General features: G+C 55.0%; 12 protein-coding genes and 1 tRNA gene. 4 read left to right on the top strand and 9 right to left on the bottom strand.

The window, feature by feature from the left end; all coding sequences use genetic code 11:
* Window positions 1-186 precede the first annotated feature (186 nt).
* A complete protein-coding gene (locus tag Q31a_RS15705) occupies window positions 187-804 on the top strand; it encodes a hypothetical protein (RefSeq protein WP_145079739.1) in 618 nt (205 codons plus the stop codon).
* 101 nt (window positions 805-905) lie between these two features.
* Here the strand turns inward: Q31a_RS15705 and Q31a_RS15700 are convergent, their stop codons facing one another.
* A complete protein-coding gene (locus Q31a_RS15700) occupies window positions 906-1583 on the bottom strand; it encodes a hypothetical protein (RefSeq protein ID WP_145079736.1) in 678 nt (225 codons plus the stop codon).
* Window positions 1584-1694: 111 nt separating this feature from the next.
* Between Q31a_RS15700 and Q31a_RS15695 the strand changes: the two genes are divergently transcribed.
* Window positions 1695-3722, top strand: a complete 2028-nt coding sequence (locus tag Q31a_RS15695) for a c-type cytochrome (RefSeq protein WP_197355312.1) — start codon at window positions 1695-1697, stop codon at window positions 3720-3722.
* A 180-nt stretch (window positions 3723-3902) separates the two neighbouring features.
* On the opposite strand, the gene Q31a_RS15690 is transcribed toward Q31a_RS15695, so the two are convergent.
* The 5 genes from Q31a_RS15690 to Q31a_RS30230 form a co-directional block, all read right to left on the bottom strand.
* The gene (locus Q31a_RS15690) at window positions 3903-6275 is read right to left on the bottom strand and encodes an ABC transporter permease subunit/CPBP intramembrane protease (protein WP_145079730.1); all 2373 of its coding nucleotides are present in this window, start codon (window positions 6273-6275) and stop codon (window positions 3903-3905) included.
* Window positions 6272-7069 carry an ATP-binding cassette domain-containing protein gene (locus Q31a_RS15685; RefSeq protein WP_145079727.1) on the bottom strand — a complete coding sequence of 266 codons (798 nt, stop codon included), beginning with the start codon at window positions 7067-7069 and terminating at the stop codon, window positions 6272-6274. Before Q31a_RS15685 ends, Q31a_RS15690 begins: the two co-directional genes overlap by 4 nt.
* Window positions 7070-7160: 91 nt before the next feature.
* Window positions 7161-8846, bottom strand: coding sequence for a GumC family protein (locus Q31a_RS15680; RefSeq protein WP_145079724.1), 1686 nt, complete (start codon window positions 8844-8846; stop codon window positions 7161-7163).
* 515 nt (window positions 8847-9361) lie between these two features.
* Window positions 9362-10807: an MFS transporter gene (locus Q31a_RS15675; protein WP_145079721.1), complete on the bottom strand. Its 1446-nt coding sequence runs from the start codon at window positions 10805-10807 to the stop codon at window positions 9362-9364.
* A gap of 424 nt (window positions 10808-11231) precedes the next feature.
* On the bottom strand, window positions 11232-11375 hold the full coding sequence (locus tag Q31a_RS30230; RefSeq protein WP_197355311.1) for a hypothetical protein: 144 nt from the start codon (window positions 11373-11375) through the stop codon (window positions 11232-11234).
* Window positions 11376-11662: 287 nt separating this feature from the next.
* On the opposite strand from Q31a_RS30230, the gene Q31a_RS15670 reads away from it, so the two are divergent.
* A tRNA-Asp gene (locus tag Q31a_RS15670) sits at window positions 11663-11736 on the top strand.
* Between the two features lie 450 nt (window positions 11737-12186).
* On the opposite strand, the gene Q31a_RS15665 is transcribed toward Q31a_RS15670, so the two are convergent.
* The 3 genes from Q31a_RS15665 to Q31a_RS15655 form a co-directional block, all read right to left on the bottom strand.
* Window positions 12187-12696: a GNAT family N-acetyltransferase gene (locus Q31a_RS15665; RefSeq protein WP_145079716.1), complete on the bottom strand. Its 510-nt coding sequence runs from the start codon at window positions 12694-12696 to the stop codon at window positions 12187-12189.
* Window positions 12697-12750: 54 nt separating this feature from the next.
* Complete coding sequence (locus Q31a_RS15660) at window positions 12751-13170, bottom strand: OsmC family protein (protein WP_145079711.1); 420 nt, start codon at window positions 13168-13170, stop codon at window positions 12751-12753.
* A 296-nt stretch (window positions 13171-13466) separates the two neighbouring features.
* On the bottom strand, window positions 13467-14003 hold the full coding sequence (locus tag Q31a_RS15655; RefSeq protein WP_145079708.1) for a MaoC/PaaZ C-terminal domain-containing protein: 537 nt from the start codon (window positions 14001-14003) through the stop codon (window positions 13467-13469).
* Between the two features lie 457 nt (window positions 14004-14460).
* Between Q31a_RS15655 and Q31a_RS15650 the strand changes: the two genes are divergently transcribed.
* A complete protein-coding gene (locus Q31a_RS15650) occupies window positions 14461-16173 on the top strand; it encodes an NADPH-dependent assimilatory sulfite reductase hemoprotein subunit (RefSeq protein ID WP_145079705.1) in 1713 nt (570 codons plus the stop codon).
* Window positions 16174-16340 lie beyond the last annotated feature (167 nt).

Here is a 16340-nt window from a genome sequence, read left to right as displayed (position 1 = left end):
GTTTCGACACTCGCGCCTCGGCTACTGTTTAGCGTTGACCCACAAGAGTCGGGATGGGCTGCAAATCTTTGACGGTGCGTTGGAGGCAAGAATTAGAAGCTAATTTCTCGCAATGGGAGGGGGCAAACAGCCGATCTAACTAGAGGAGAAGACTTCGGCCCAAATTCAAGTTGGAAAGGCTAGCAAATGTACTGCAGTGAATGTGGCAAGCCGGCGGACGGTAAGTTTTGCAGTCATTGCGGCTGCCAACTGCAGGGGCAACCCACACTACCTCCCGTCGTGGATTGGCAGAGTTCAATCGATTATGCGACCATCATCGCGGTCGCCGAGGTGCGTGAAGAGATCAAGTTTGCTGAAGCGCGGGCAACCAAGAAGCTCAATGGCGATAGCTTTCTGGATTTTATGGACCAAGTGGTGCAACCGCTGACCGGAGGCGTTTCGACGCGCATGGCGGCCAAACTCTCCAAGCCAATATCGACTGCCTTAGGATTTCGGACTGGAAAATCGCATCGGGAATTGCTGAAACTCCCTCCTGGCAAAGCCATTGCTAGTATTCTTGTCGGCTTGGCGGAAAACGGACACCAATTGACGCGCGTTGAGCAAGAATCAACACACTGCCGGCTCACCGCCTCGATCCCTGCGGATCTCTGTTCCATCGATGGTGAGATGAGGATCCTGATCGAATCCACTGCGGATGGTACGTTGATCTCAGCCGAAGCCATTATCGATGGGCAGTGGTATGACTGGGGGAAATGCCAGAGGCGTTTGAACGAACTCTTCCAATCCGTTCGTGCGGCAGCCTAGGGGGGGGAACACCAGCCAATCAAAGTTCAGGGAAGCAGATGCGGCTACGCGTTGCCCCTTGCACCATTTTCCAACACCAAATTCTCGCCCCGCGCGCAGGGCTACAGCGAGGGATGGTCAACGATCAAGGAATCCCAGTTTTGATTGAGCCATTCCTCATGCTCAATATTTGCAAAGAAGGCGATTTCTCGCCCATGAGGATGTTCATCGGTGAAGGGGTGGCGAAAATGGTTATCGCGCAATAGCAGATTGCTTAAGGCAATCTTCTTGAAACCCAAATCGCGATATTCTGCATCCTCAAGATGATGCTGTTGGCCGTATTCATGCTGCATTAACAACAGAGAGCTGTCGCAGGAGATTGCTTGCAGAACAGGGCTCATCACCGCCAGTCGGTCTTCAATTTCCGGATGAATCAGGGCTTCATGGACAAAAATTACATCGGCCACAAAATCTTCGACGAGATCGTTGCGAAAATGATCTGACTTCTTTTGGGTTAATGTTTCGTAAGCGTGCAGCCAGGCACCCGAAGCAGCGTCGCAAATGTGGAGTAGCGGAAAGCCGTGTTGTTCTGCCAACGCGCAATCAAGCCGCTCGGCCCATACGCGCCCGACCACGAATTCTTCCGGGGTGTCAGCTACGAAATCCCCCGCTCCAGCTTGGAGGGTGTCTTCAAACAGGGCCGAGGAGGCCAAGACTTCTGCTACGATGGGTACGATATAGTCCGACTCACTGCTGCGAGTTGTTGGCACTCGAATATTGACGTTGATATTGATGTTCATCGTCGGGCAACAAAAAATAGGATTTACCGTCATTACCATCGACTACCGATCAGCCTTGGTGGGAATGTACCAGATATGATAGTCAATAGGGAACGCAGGTGGTTCTGGCAAATGGCAAAATGGCGCAATCGCGCCGAGTATTTTGCCATGATTTTGTGCGCCGCGTCCGGATCGAATATTCACCTTTCAGGGAATGCTGTAGCCATGATTCAGCCGCTTACTCGACCTTACCCTTCCGTGTGGGCTGGGCTCCTGTTGGGGGTGCTTGCCGTGGCCACCTCGAGCGACCAACGCTCGCTGGCTGCTGACTTGCCGTCGCGGACCGCAGGCGACTTGCCAGCTGTCTTTCGTGGGCCGGTCGATCTCGTCCTGCTGGAACGCGAGACGCTAGCGGTTACAGCCAACGAATTATCGAATTCTGTAACGCTCGTCGAGCTTGCGTCCGGTTCCGTATTGGATGAATTGTCCATTGCGAAGCGACCGGCTGCCATCGCTCCATTAAGTGAACGAAGTTTCGTGGTCAGCTGCCGCGACAGCGGAACGCTCGAGTTTATTTCACTGGACAACGGGCGGCTGCAGCATGACCAAACATTGCATGTTGGGTGGTTACCGATGGGACTGGCGGTAGATCTTGCTCACCAAAGGTTGTTTGTGGGACTGATGGCAACTGGTGAAGCCGCAGAAATTCGACTGACACCTCAACGCGACGCATCGTTGTCTAGTACTTCGAGATCTGAATCTGGAGACGCAGAGCTGGCAGCGGCTACCTCTTCAGAGGCGACTCTCGTTCGACGATTTCCAGTCGGGAGGTGGCCGCGTTTTATGGATGTCTCTCCGGATGGCTCACGCCTCGTGGTGGGCTTGAGCGGAGATAGTCAGTTGGCGGTCATCGATACTGAAACCGGTTCCGTGCTGTATGAGGAGCCCATTGTAGGAGGAATCAACATTGGGCATGTGCGCTGTTCCGCAGATGGGACTCGCGCCTATTTCCCTTGGATGATCTATCGCACCAATCCCATTGACGTGCGCAATATTCAATTGGGGTGGGTCTTGGCTAGCCGGCTAGCTCGCATTCGTCTAGATGGTCCCGCGTACCGAGAAGCGATTTCGTTGGACGTGCCTCGGCGGGCGATGGCCGATCCCCATGGACTCGCTCTGACTCCCGATGAAAAACGAATCGTCGTTACATCGTCCGGGACTCATGAGCTGCTGGTCTATCGCCATCACGATCTACCCTTCGTCGGTGCTGGAGGACCGGGGGATTTAATTGATCCAGAGTTGATGCGCGATCAAGATCTTTTCTACCGCATTGAGCTGGGCGGCCGACCACTGGGTGTGCAGTCTGCCCCCGACAATCGTCGCATGTTCGTGGCGAATCAGACGCTGGACTGCATTCAGATTGTCGATATCGAATCGAAGCAAGTCGAGCGAACCATCGCTCTGGGCCCTACTCCCCAGGAAGAGAACCAACTGTTGGTTCATCGAGGGATGGAGATCTTTCATGATGCGGCGTACAGTTTAGACCAGTGGTATAGTTGCGCCTCTTGCCATTTGGATGGTGGTTCCAATGCAAAGGCCATGGACACTTGGAATGACGGAACGGAGCTGACCACGAAAACCGTGCTGCCCCTGTTTTCCGTTTCGCAGACTGGGCCCTGGACCTGGCATGGTTGGCAAGAGGATTTAGAGGAGTCGATTCAGAATTCCTTTGTCTCCACCATGCAGGGAGAAGCGGTTTCGGACCAGGAGCTCTTGGCTCTGCAGGCCTACTTGGCAAGTTGCAACTATCCGCCGAACCCCTTCCTGCTGGAGGGCAAGCAGCTGAGTGACGCCGCGAGTCGCGGGAAGTTGTTGTTTGAGAGCGAGGATGTTGGGTGCGCCAATTGCCACTCTGGGAACCTGTTCACCGATGGTGAGATTCATGATGTCGGGCTCAATTCAGCCTCCGACGCATATGAGGGCTACAACACGCCCAGCCTCGTTGGCGTCTATCAAAAAGTGCGTTTGTTGCATGACGGCCGCGCCAAATCGTTGTCCGACGTGTTGACCAAGTGGCACCGCCCCGATGAAATTGGAGGAGGCATGGTTCTTAGCGACGAACAGCGAGAGGACTTGATCGCCTACCTCAAATCGCTGTAGTGCCACCCCACTCAATCATCAGGACGTGACACCCCCAGGTGGTGCACCGGAATGCGAGTTGATCTGGGACTCTGTCGCGTTCGACTCGCTGTCGGTTGACTGAGCTTGTATGCGGAGTAGCGGATCCGTTCCGGCGATTGCTTTCTAGGTTAGTGCCTTGGTCGTTGGCATTGCATGCCGTTACACCATTTCAGCCTGAACAACCTGTTGGGTACTGGAGTCACGTCTAAATAGCACTACCAGCAGTGCGAGGGTCAGGAGCACACTCATGGTGATCCATTCGGGTTGGTAGGACCATTCCGCCCCGTTGGCTTTGATGGCCCAGTCGAGCGTGTTGGGAAGCTCTGCATGATTGGCACTACACCAAGCCAGGGTGAGCGACAGCGTGTTGTTGATGGCGTGGACGATGATGGTACAGATCACACCTCCCGTCCTCCAGGCAATCAATCCGAGCATAAGGCCCATTAGGCAAGCTGCAATCGACTGTTGAAGTACCGTGTGCGTGAAACCGAAAAATAGAGCGGAAACGACAATCGCTCTGACTGCGCCTCCTTGGCGGAGGAGGCCTCCGAAGATGAAACCTCGGAATGCCAGTTCTTCGCAAATTGCGGGAAGGAATGCCATGAGCAGCAGGAGTGCGATCAAGGGTTGTGAGAGGATGATTCCCTGGAAGTGTTCGAGAACCAGTCTTGTTTCTTCGCCGATCTCATAGATGGAACTGATTCCTGCTCCGAGCACCATGTAGCTCGGGTGCATGGAGATGCCCAGGAGTATAGCCGCAGCCACATGCGTCGGTTGGGTTCGATGGATTCTAAGAGCTCGGCGGAACGAGCGAGTTAGAAAAATCGCCATCAAGAGGCAAGGGGTGAGAATCAAGCCTATTTGAACGGTGACCGTTGAGGTTACGATTGAACTCCAAGCATCGATGGAACCACCAGCAAAGAACTGAGCGAAGAACATGGCGACCAAAATGATAACGCCACATAGCATCGCTTCTGCAGGGGAAGCCGTGTCAGCGCGATCGCGCCAAAGTTGATGCATCCACAGACGGAGGTTCCAGCGGTCTGACTCGCGGAACATCACCGACTCACTTTCAAACTGTCGAATGGCCCAGCGAATGGAGAGGGAACAGCAGGCTGCGGTGACCAACAACACGACTGGAAGGTGGATCATCACTTCGGCATAGCGTCCCTCGATGAGGGATCGCACTAGGAATACGGCTCCCGACACCGGGACAAGGCTGGTACCCAAATTGAGTTCGAGGCTGGGCAGCATGGGGAGGGACACTAACGGCAGCGTCACTAACATCAACGGCATTAAATAGTATTGCCCCTCTTTCGTACTGCGCGCGAGCGCAGCCACCGCCAGGGCTAAAGCACTAAAGAATGCAGCCATCGGTAGTAGTAAGAGCAGCAACCAACCCAGCGCTTGGATGGGCATGGGCCCCAAGGCTTCAGCCAATTGCGGCGTCCCTTGGCTGGCCAGGCTCCGCACGATCAGTCCGGCCGTAATATGCATACTGAGAAGATTGAGCGTTGCGCTTCCGATGCTAAATACCGAAATTGTGAGAAGTTTTCCCCACACGATCTCCTGGCGACGCGCTGGGCTCGACAGGAGAGTTTCAAGAGTTCCTCGCTCTTTCTCGCCAGCACATAAGTCAATTGCGGGATAGAACGCTCCGGTGAGTGCCCAGACCAACATTACGAACGGCAGGACTTTCATCCACAGCACGGCTCGCTTTTCGGAGGACTTGGCCATGTCCGTCTCGGCGGGCAACAAAGGCTCCATGACCCGTGGATTCATGCCTGCGAATTCAAGTTGTTGGGTTGCCCAGGCGGAGTTCCAATTGTCGAGAATCGTTTCCACTCGGCGTCGAGCGATCTGCGAATGTTCGCGCGCCATGTTGGTAACGAGGTGCAGTCCAGCGTTCGTTCCCAGTGGGGCCGCCGACGCATCCCCACGCGTTGCATCTCCACTCGTCGCAGGGGCGGTAGCCTCGGATTCCCTAGCATCTGCCGAAGGGCCATTCGCGCTTGCTAGGTCGGAGTCGAGGGCATCCGTGGATCCGTTAGGAGTAGGTGAGGATTGAGCGGTAGTATCGGCATCGGTCGTGGATGAAACTCGACTGCGCAGAATGGATTCAAATTCGGGTTCAACGATTAAGACGGTATCGACTGTTCCCTGGGACAGGGCGAGACGCGATTCCGCTTCCAACCGCTTGAGGACTTCCAGTCGATCGGCATTCCCTGCGTTGTTCGTCGGCCACGGGACGGTTTCAAACTCGACGAGTCGCTTGAGCTTAGGATCATGGGTAGTGAAGCTTAGCCCACCCGCTTCGTCAACTAAGGGAAGATTGCTCGGCCAGTTTTCAACACCGACAAGACGCACTCGCACAGGATGCTCGCGATTGAACTGAGCAATTTGCATCATCAACATACCCAGCAACGGGTAGAGCAGGATGGGGAGAATTGTAATGGTGAACAACGTGCGACGATCGCGCAGTTGGTCATTCAATTCCCGCATAAAGATGAGGTGGACCGTCTTCCAATTCATAGTACACCTACCGTTTCACTAGAGTTGGCTGCGGCATCCACGTTCTTCATCCGTTCTTGATCCGATTCATGGAGCAGTCGGAAGAAGAGTTCTTCAAAATCCTGTTCCTGGTAGGTGGCTGCCAGTTCGGGTAAGGAGCCGGTAGCCAAAGTTCGTCCACGATAGAGGATTGAGACGCGGTCGCATAAGCGTTCGACCTCACGCATGATATGGGTCGAGAATATAATGCACTTGCCAGCATCTCTCAGCTCAGAAATGATATTCAGGAGTGCGCGCGCCACGAGGACGTCGAGTCCTAAAGAAGCTTCATCGAAGACGAGCACCGGAGGGTCGTGGATAATAGCGCGCGCAATGGAAACCTTCTGCTTCATGCCGGTCGACATCCTCGCTCCGGCCACATCGCGAATTTCTTGCATGTTCAGCTGCTCGAATACGCGGTGCATGCGTTCGTCTAGCTGGTCGGCGGGAATGCCGTAGAGTTTTCCAAAGTACTCTACCATTTCCCAAGCGGTCATGCGGTCGTAGATCGCTGTATTGCTCGATACGAAACCGATACTGTGCCGCACTTCATAGGGATGCGTATTGACGTCAAACCCATTGACTTTCGCGTGCCCACTCGTCGGTCTTAAGACCGTACTCAGGATGCGGAGGGCGGTCGTTTTGCCCGCACCGTTGGGGCCGAGCAGTCCAAAAATCTCGCCCGCGCCAACGCTGAAGCTCACGCGATCCAAGGCGACGAACTGTCCGGTGACAAGATCCGGATACGACTTTGTCAGTTCAACTGCTTCCAGCATATTGCGTCTCGCCTCGTGTTCCAGGATTGAATTCGTTCTACCTTGCCACGCATCCGTTAGATTACAGGATTGGACGGCGGAGGCACTGTCCCTAGTGCGTTTGGTGTTGATGGGTATGCAGGGTCGGATCCAGTGCTGATGCGATGATCGTGTCTGGGGCAGGGTTCGGAGCGACTGTCCCGACGGGCCCTGGTGTAGCGAACGGAGTACTTAAAGGGGATTGGGGTGTTGGTGTGGAGTCGAAGCCGCGGTCCGGCTGCGGCCGCGCAGCGGGCGTTTTCGAGGCGTTTGCGTTGGCGGCAACCGGAGTCGATGTGGTCGACGCAGCAGCCGGTCGTAAACTGTCAGCCCGATCGCTCGCACGCCGGTTTCTGCCCGCCGCATGGTCGCTCTTGCGCCGGCCAAACTTAATGCCTCCTTCGTTGGGGGATAGCAGGAATACTATGCCCAGCCCGAAGAAGAGTCCACTCACGAGTGCGCCAGCTAGGATGGTCGCTCGACCTGGACCAATGGGCGACTCGCCAACCAGCGGTTCGTCCAGTCGCGTAATGAGGCTGGAGGTCAGGGCCGCCTGACGCGCCGCGCGGGCTTGCGCTAGCTCTCCCTCGGCTGCTTGGAGTTGCTCATTGCGAGAGCGGACTTCACTGGTCGCGTTTCCGTAGCTAGCGCGTATGGCCGCCAGACGCTCCAGTCGCGATTCAAGTTGAGTTTGCTGGCTGCGCAATTTCACATTGCGGCCGGTGGCAATCTCAAGCTCCTTGCGCAGTGTTTCGACCGATAGGCTGAGTTCCTGTCGCAATTGGTCGCGAATGCGTTGCTCGGTTTCGAGGGCTGAGATGACCTTGGGATGAACCTCGAAGTAGCGGCCCTTCAGCTGACTCGTCGTGATGGTGGCATCCGCGAGTCCCTCGCGAAGGCGTTTGAGTCCAGGTTGCGAATTGAGCAGGTTGCTGGGCGCGACCAGTAGTTGATCGGGATTTTCGTAGGATTCGATCGCCAGGTTCAAATCGCTGGAAATCTGCTGTCTGGCCAGCTCCGCTTGACGAAGCTCCGACTTAATCGCATCCAACATTTGTCGGTTGGCGCTCCCTCCACTGTTGGTATCAGTGAGGCCACGCAGATCACTTAAATCTGCACCCGCATCGGCCTCCATCCGTTGGAGCCGCTGGGTTGCTTCTTGGAGACTTTCTCGGGCAGAGGCCGTAGCGGCCGAAAGTTCGCCGACCACTGCATCGGCGCGAGATTCGCGAACCTGTTGCAGGTGATGCTCTAGAGCATCGCAGATCGCAACATTGATTTTGCGGGCGCGTTCCGGTGAAGATTGTTTGACATCCAAATAGATTACTTCAGTCGTGCCCAGCTCTGCCCCACGCGGTGCACGGACTTCGATTCCATCGCGGGCAAGCCCATCCACGGCGGATGCACTGACCGGTTGTGGGGACGAAGAGAACCAACTGAATAGTCCAGGTTCCGGGCCAACTTGCTCCAAGGCGGTACGAACAACCATTGGATTGCGTGCCATTTCAAGTATCGTTTCCTGGGCAGCCTTCATCTCGGTCTGGCTCTCAAATCTCCCCAACCGCATGACCGCACCGTTAGCTTCATCTCGCACAATAAAGCCCTGGGAGGCGACCCACAGATCCGATTTGAGAAACACGACGTAAAACAGACCGATTGCACCAAAGAGCAGCGTGGATGCAATCCACATCGCACGCCATTGCCAATAGGTGCGCAAAAGCGAGAGAAGTTGCTGGTTCGTTACCTGCGGTGCATTCATACCGGGAGCTCAGTGAAACTATTCATTGAATCTATCACGAGAGGGCGGAACATCGCGCTCGCCGGATCAGTCGTGATCCGCAAGGGCATATCCCGCATTCCACACGTTGGACAAGTCAGCTAAAGAAAGACTGACTTGGAACCGTAGCCTACGGATTGTGCCGTTGGCCGCTTTGCCGGTCACTGCAGTCTGGATTCCTGCAAGCTAAGAATTTTATCAACCGCTGGAGTCAGTTATGCGGATCGCACGGGTTGGACGGGGTGTGCGTCTCCACGCCTCCGGTTGCCCCACTGTTTAGACGCTGAACCTTCAGCCAGCGCCAGTACGCCAAGGCGTCGGGTGCGTCCAAGTTCATCTTCAGCTTTGGCCACAGCAACCGGGGCCTCCTCAGATGACTTCCCGTTGCGCAGCTAACTCCGGTGGCAACCCTCTCCCGAGCTGTATTCGGCTGCGGGAGTTGAGTGAACGGGGTGTCGAGTGTCCTCAACTAGATCTGATACGAGTGTTAGGAACCGCTAGTCGTCAAAATGGATCGAATCGGGTTCAGGCAGAAAGAAGCTCGCCACGAAATTCACGGCAAACATGGTGAATGCCATACCTGCGGCAACTAACGCAAACTTGGATGCTGCTGTTTCACCGGGAATCCAAGCCGAAGCGGCCAGGGTACTGGTGACCCAAGCCATCGACGTCCCAATCATGCGGCCTCCAATATTGGCAGCAAAACTCTCGCCGGTCCCACGCAGGTGGAGTGGGAAGACGCGTGGCAAGTAATTTCCCCAGAAGCTGAATTGCCCCACGGTTAACAACCCAACAAAAAAGATCATGCCGTCGAGTCTTGTAAACTTCCATTCCCCCAACGTGATCAGGTCGCTGTTGTTGCCTTGCATGAAAGAGTAGAAAACGAATGGAGCGACAATTAGCCCGGGTAGGACGAACATTCGAATTAGCCCGCGGCGGGAAACCACGATCACCGCCAGGATGGCCAGCACGATGCGCCCCGTCAGGCCGCCAATCTCTTGGCTTTTCGTATAGTTTGCGGCAGCCTTTTGTTCGTATTTCTTCTTGGCAGGTACCGACATGTCTGCCACGGCCGTTTTGACTTCTGGCAAGCCTGGTACGATCTGTGGAATTTGCTGCAATGCGCCGAACGCAACGCCGTAGCTGGCTGCAAACATAATGGTGGTGACCACCGTGGTACGGATCAAATTCGGGGCAAACAGCTCCTTGATGCTTGGCCGCTTTAGGAGCCCTGCATCTCGCTTCTGTTTCCAAACTGGCGATTCCGGTAGGAAGGGGCGAATCACAATCAACGGAATTGCGGGAATCAATCCGCTCATGAGCGTATAGCGCCAAGCCGCATGGGGGTCGTTGATCACTCCAAGTCCAGTCAGGAATTCAGGCAGGGCGATTGCCGGTAGGCTGGCAGAGTATTCGATCGATAGATAATTTGCCCAGGCGACCAACAGACCACCGATTGAGGAGAACGCTTGAGTCCAGCCGAGCACCAACTCTCTGCGTTTTTTGTCGGGGAACAACTCTGCCAACCAAGCGATTGCGGCAACGAACTCCACACAAACACCAATGAAGGTCGTACAGCGTAGGACCAGCAGCATCGGCATCGATGTCGCGAAACCAGCCAAAAAGGCGCTAACCGCGTACAGCAGAATGCTGTAGGTCAGTACGCGTCTTCGCCCGAAGCGATCAGTGAGGTAACCGCCCAGCAATCCGAAGATTCCACCCAGGAATGCGGGGACGAAGAACATGACTCCCAACCACCACGAGAATTCATCTGTACCTGGTGCGATGCCAGCCAACTCCATGCAGGCGGGCCGAAACACCAGCGGCAGCATTAGCAGTTCGTAGATGTCAAAAGCGAAACCGATCGAAGCGATAACGCAGACCAACGCAATAGAAAACGGCGACAGCTTCAGGGGAGCCGCGGATTCAGGGGCAGACGCCATGGACGGATACTCTTGGAATTCTGGAGGGAGGACGCGGACCCAGGTAGGTGGAGGCCGCCTGTCGACCGCGCGGTAATGGGGGGTGAACGGAGAGTGCTTGCGGGTATTGCTGTGTCGCCAGAAACAATCCAGTTCGCAGGAATCGTCGCAGCGTGTTTGATCCAGTTTGAACTAGACGATAACACGTCGGCTGATGATTCAGCGTACCCGATACGTGCGGTTGGGCCTGATTGAATCAGTTGGTGGCAGATCAGTTCTTTATGCAGCAGGACTTCCGTCAATAGCGCCCACATAATATCAACTTCCGGCACACGCGTGGCAATGCCGTATCCGAATTCCCAAAACTCCAGGGCTGAGCGCCTGAAATTGTAGCGTCTAGTGACTCTATGGCGTTTGATGGAACGATTTCTAGGAGCGGTTCTGGCTAGAACCGTGTTTTCAGGAGCATGAAACCAGCGACCACAAAGACTACGGAGACGACGCCCCACTGTGTCACGCTCATCGTCTGCATCACATGGATCACGGCATCGACGCCTGCCGTTAGATATTGGCCAACGGTTCGCAACATTTCTGAATCCTTGCTAACGAAGTTATAGGGTACTGGATAACGCTAGCTCGAAATTACTTAAAAACAGCTCCTGCTTCGTACAATTCGACAGCTTGAAGTGGTAGATGCGAAGCGGCTGGTACAGATTTTCCGATTTTGAGGAGTCGCCTGGAATGCAAGAGTCCAGAAGATTTGGGCGAAGCGTTATTCTGCCCTTGCAGGCCAAATTGTCCTGCGTATAATCCCTGCATCAAACGACGAATTGGACGAAACTTTGAGAGAAGATTCGCCGATGTAGTCACTAGCGAGGGGCCGTAGCTCAATTGGTTAGAGCACTGGACTGTCGATCCAGAGGTTGCGGGTTCGACCCCCGTCGGCCTCGCTAAAGTCCTGAACTGGCAATAGTTCAGGAAAACCCCATATCCGCGAAAGCGGATGTGGGGTTTTTTTCTGTAAATTTCTGAAGGGCTCTCTAAAAGCCCGTCACGCCCCTCCCCTGAATGGCGGGGCTAGCGTAGATTCCCAGTGTTGTGCTTCTAGCGGCCATGAATACACGGGCCGCAAGCATTGCAGCCGCACGCACGTCCTTCCCCGCGGCACCGTACAACACGGCTATTAAGACAACGCGCTGGGAAAATCGCTGCGCAGAAAGTGGCGTCTTCGCACCGGAAATTGGTGACAATCCGTCCAGACCTGCTGGGAGCAAGCAATGGTCGCCAGAGTGGAAAGTGCACTTGTTGGGGCTTGGATTGAGAGCCTGCACGGGCCGGGGGCCCAAGCTACGGGAGGGGGATCGGTAGCATGGACCCCCGGTCCGTGTCGCTTGGGGGCTCTATTCGCTTCTTGCTAGGGGGCTTAGTACAGGCTGACCAAGCGAACGTGTCATGTGGAAGTTTTTCAGCACTTCGCCGCGACATTCGACGTTCTGTGCTCGCACAATCTGAAACTCAAACGCTTGAAAGAAGGGGACCGCGGTGCGGCTTGCGTCTGTCGAAACTAGCGATAGCTGCGCGGATTGAGCATGTTCGAGCAGGGTTTGAAGAAGGGCCCGAGCGACGCCCTGTCGCTGGTAATGAGCGGACACAAATAGGCGGTCAAGATATCCCGCTGGCGTCATGTCCGCAAAGCCGACCGTTCGGTCGTTACACACTGCCACATAGGCCCACCGCTGGCTAAATCTGGCTGTCCAAGCGGCGAGGTCGATTGAGTTGGAAGCCCAGGCAGCGATCTGCTGAGGTGAGTAATCGGCTGCATTGACTGTTTGGACGGTTTCTCGAAAAAGTAAAAACAATTCGGGTGCGTCACCGGGATGGAACCGGCGGAGGCGGATTGAAGGGTTCACGGCAGGCTGACTTGGAGTGAGATCGTCTGCTAATTCTGCGCGATGGGACGTCGCTTAGGAGAGATATACGAAATCAATGGGGGCATCGATCTCGGGATGCAAACTCTTGTGAACCGGGCACTGTCTTGCAGCGGTTTCTAGCCGAGTTCGCATTTCAGGCTCCTGCACCGCGCCTTGTGGTACAGTAACAACCGTCTTGAGCGACTGGATTCGGCGAATGGGGGTATTCACCATTTCCTTAGTGACATGCACACGCGTCCCTTTCAGTTCTATCTGGTGCCGCGCTGAGACAAGCCCCAGGATGGTCAAGACGCAGGCGCCCAGTGCCGTGGCAACCAAATCGGTTGGCGAAAATGATGCACCCTGTCCGCCATTATCGACAGGCGCATCGGTCGACAATGTGGCACCGCTGGGGCCGTGAGTGGCGTTGCAGTGCAATTCGCCAGCATATTCAAGATTGATTTCAACGGACATCGACTTGCCTCGAACCAGGAAACAACGCGGAAATTCCGTGGGTGATCTTAAGACCCTTGCCCGAGTCGTGCAATTGGTTCCCAGATAATTTCAGTCGTGAGGTCAGGGATCTCGCGCCCACCTCAATCGTGGTGGGGTGGGCAAAACGGTGTAGGGAGGGAGATCCCAGAGTTGCTCGCCGCTGGGGAGTCCGATTGCCCGATGGAGAATTGCGTGTGATGGACTCGATCGCTGAAACACCAAACCGGCGAATTCGGGGCGTATTGGCCAATACGGCCCAGAGGCAGTAGTTGCTCCTAACTGTCCAGCAGGCTATCGACCCTGACGACGGCTTGAGGTTTGGCGAACTCCGACAACTTGCGTGCCGGAGTGACGGGGCGTGAACGGGGAAGAAACGACTGGCTTGAAACGAGCGTTACGATTCTGCCAGACTGGACACACTCCCCTTTTTGGTTCAGCAATTTTCTGAACCATACGACTTCACCACTACGTCGCCCCCGGGGGGTGAGCGTTTCGACTTGAGTCACCACATGCACGGTGTCCCCGACGTAGACCGGAAGCAGGAATTGCCAATCCGCAACTCGCACCAACGCGAGCGTATGCACCAGCGGACAGGTGCTGCTCAAACCGGTCATGAAGGACAGCCCAAGCATGCCGTGGGCAATGGGACGGCCGTAAGGCGTCTGGGATGCGTGCTCATGATCCATATGGATTGGATCATAATCACCACTCAAGCCTGCGAACGACACGATATCGGTTTCCGTTACGGTTCTACCTCTGCTCGTCCAGACTGCGCCAGGCTTGAGATCTTCGAGGTATAAACTATCCGTCATGTGTGAGCATCCTTAGTTTGGATTTCAGCGGACAATAGCCACTGAAATCACCTTCTGGCGTTTGAAATTCCGAAAACCGAGAAAGCCTCTCCGTTCCAAACTTCAGGCTGAAGGATATCCAGTCCAACTCGAATTCTCAAGGAACTTTTGCTTGTTTTTGTGGGAATCACTCGGGCGCTGGCAGGATACCCTTCCTTCCCCCTAGACTCCACGCAGCCCCCCAACGGAACCTGTGTGGCAGAAAATCGTAATGTCGCTGCCTGCTAGGCGAATGACCTACCTAAAAATCCCTACAGAGCGTATTATAGGCATCATTGTAGGGATTGCCCCAAAGCCCCTAACTTGCGAAGCCCCCCAGTTTTACAGTGTTTCCAACCACCATAGCAGTATTGCAGGCATTGATTCACAGGAATGCGTTGTGCCTTGGTGTTCTTTACATTCCGGAGTTTGAACCGTCATGGCCGACGAAAAGAAATTGAGTCCTGTAGAAGGTATTAAGTCTGAGAGTCGATTTCTGCGTGGCACGATTCAAGACGATTTGGCAAACGACAGCGATCAGTTCGACAAGTCGAATATGCAGTTGCTGAAGTTTCATGGAACGTACCAGCAGGACGATCGCGACAGTCGCAACAAGAAAAACGCAGAGGGCAAGTCGGTCAAGAGTTACAGCATGATGACGCGCACCCGTGTGCCCGGGGGGCGTCTGACATCGGAACAAATGCTTGCCCACTTGGACCTGTGTGAGGATTTGGCCAACGCCACATTAAAGTGCACGACGCGACAAGCGTTGCAGATGCACGGGGTTCTGAAAAGCGATCTGCGCGAGGCAATTCAGCGCATTAACAAAATGCACCTCAGTACGTTGGCGGCCTGTGGTGACGTGAATCGGAACGTGATGTGTTGCCCGGCGCCGCTCAATGATTCGGTTCATGTCGAAATGCGGGCTTTGACCGACGCGCTCAAAGACCATTTGGCCCCACGGACTCCAGGCTATTACGAGCTGTGGATTCAGGACGAGGAATCAGGCGAGAAGACCTTGGTCGGTGGAGGAGAACCCGAGGAAGTAGAGCCGATCTATGGCCCCACCTACTTGCCGCGAAAGTTCAAGATTGGAATTGCCTTGCCCGAGGACAATTGCATCGATATCTATGCCAATGACCTTGGATTTCTAGCGGTCGTTCGCGAAGGCAAAATCATTGGTTACAACGTCAGTGTGGGGGGGGGCATGGGGACAACTCCCAGCGCCGCAAAGACGTTTCCAGCTCTAGCAAAACGCATGGCCTTTGTGACTCCCGAGCAAGCCATTGGCGTTGCGGAGGCGGTGGTCAAAGTGCAGCGCGATTTCGGAAATCGTGAGGATCGCAAGATCGCTCGCCTCAAGTACCTGATTGCCAACGAAGGGGTGGAATGGTTCCGCGGCAAGGTCGAAGAGTATTATGGCGAAAAGCTGCAGGATTGCACGGCGGACGAAGTGCATGGCTTTGACGACCACATGGGATGGTTCCCGCAGGGAGACGGTAAGTTTTTCTATGGGTTGAATGTCGAGAGTGGTCGTCTGTTTGACTCCGAAGACCGACGGTGGAAGGCTGCCATTCGTGCCATCTGCAAAGAGTTTAATCCGGGGGTGCATTTGACGGCGCACCAAAGCATTCTCTTCACCAATCTTGAGGAAGCAGCGCTTCCAAGATTGCAAGAAATCATCAAGCAGCATGGTTTGCCGCTCACCGAAGAGGTATCGACGGTTCGACGTTGGTCCATGTCCTGCGTGGCGCTACCCACCTGTGGGTTGGCGGTTGCGGAAAGCGAACGCGTACTTCCGGAATTGATGAGCCAGTTCGAAGTGGAGTTGGCCAAGCTTGGATTGGAGAGCGATGCCTTCACCGTGCGGATCACCGGGTGCCCTAATGGCTGCGCTCGCCCCTACAACGCCGACATTGGCTTGGTGGGCAAGACCAAGGCTAAATACACCATTTTTCTTGGTGGGCAGCTGATTGGCACACGCATGGCCAAAATCTACAAGGATTTGGTGCCCTTTGAAGAGATTACGAGCACTCTTGTTCCCATCTTCACTGCCTTCAAGGAGCATCGCCAGTCAGGTGAGACTCTGGGGGATTTCTGTGATCGGGTTGGCAACGAGCAATTGGCCAGCTGGAGTGAGCAACTCGTCTAAGAATTGAGCAGCAGAATTGAAGAGGGGGGGGCGCTTGCTACGCAGGCTGCACCCCGCATTCTGCTGCGATGGCCTTTGCAATAGCGATTGCCCCTGCCTTGCCCTGCTCAGCTCAGCTCAGCTCAGCGCCAATTGGCTATCTCCGCACGCAATTTGGTTGCGAGCTG

It is taken from the genome of Aureliella helgolandensis, assembly GCF_007752135.1.
Classification (GTDB): domain Bacteria; phylum Planctomycetota; class Planctomycetia; order Pirellulales; family Pirellulaceae; genus Aureliella; species Aureliella helgolandensis.
Note: the sequence above shows the minus strand (reverse complement) of the source record. Positions and strands in the feature narration are given on the sequence as shown.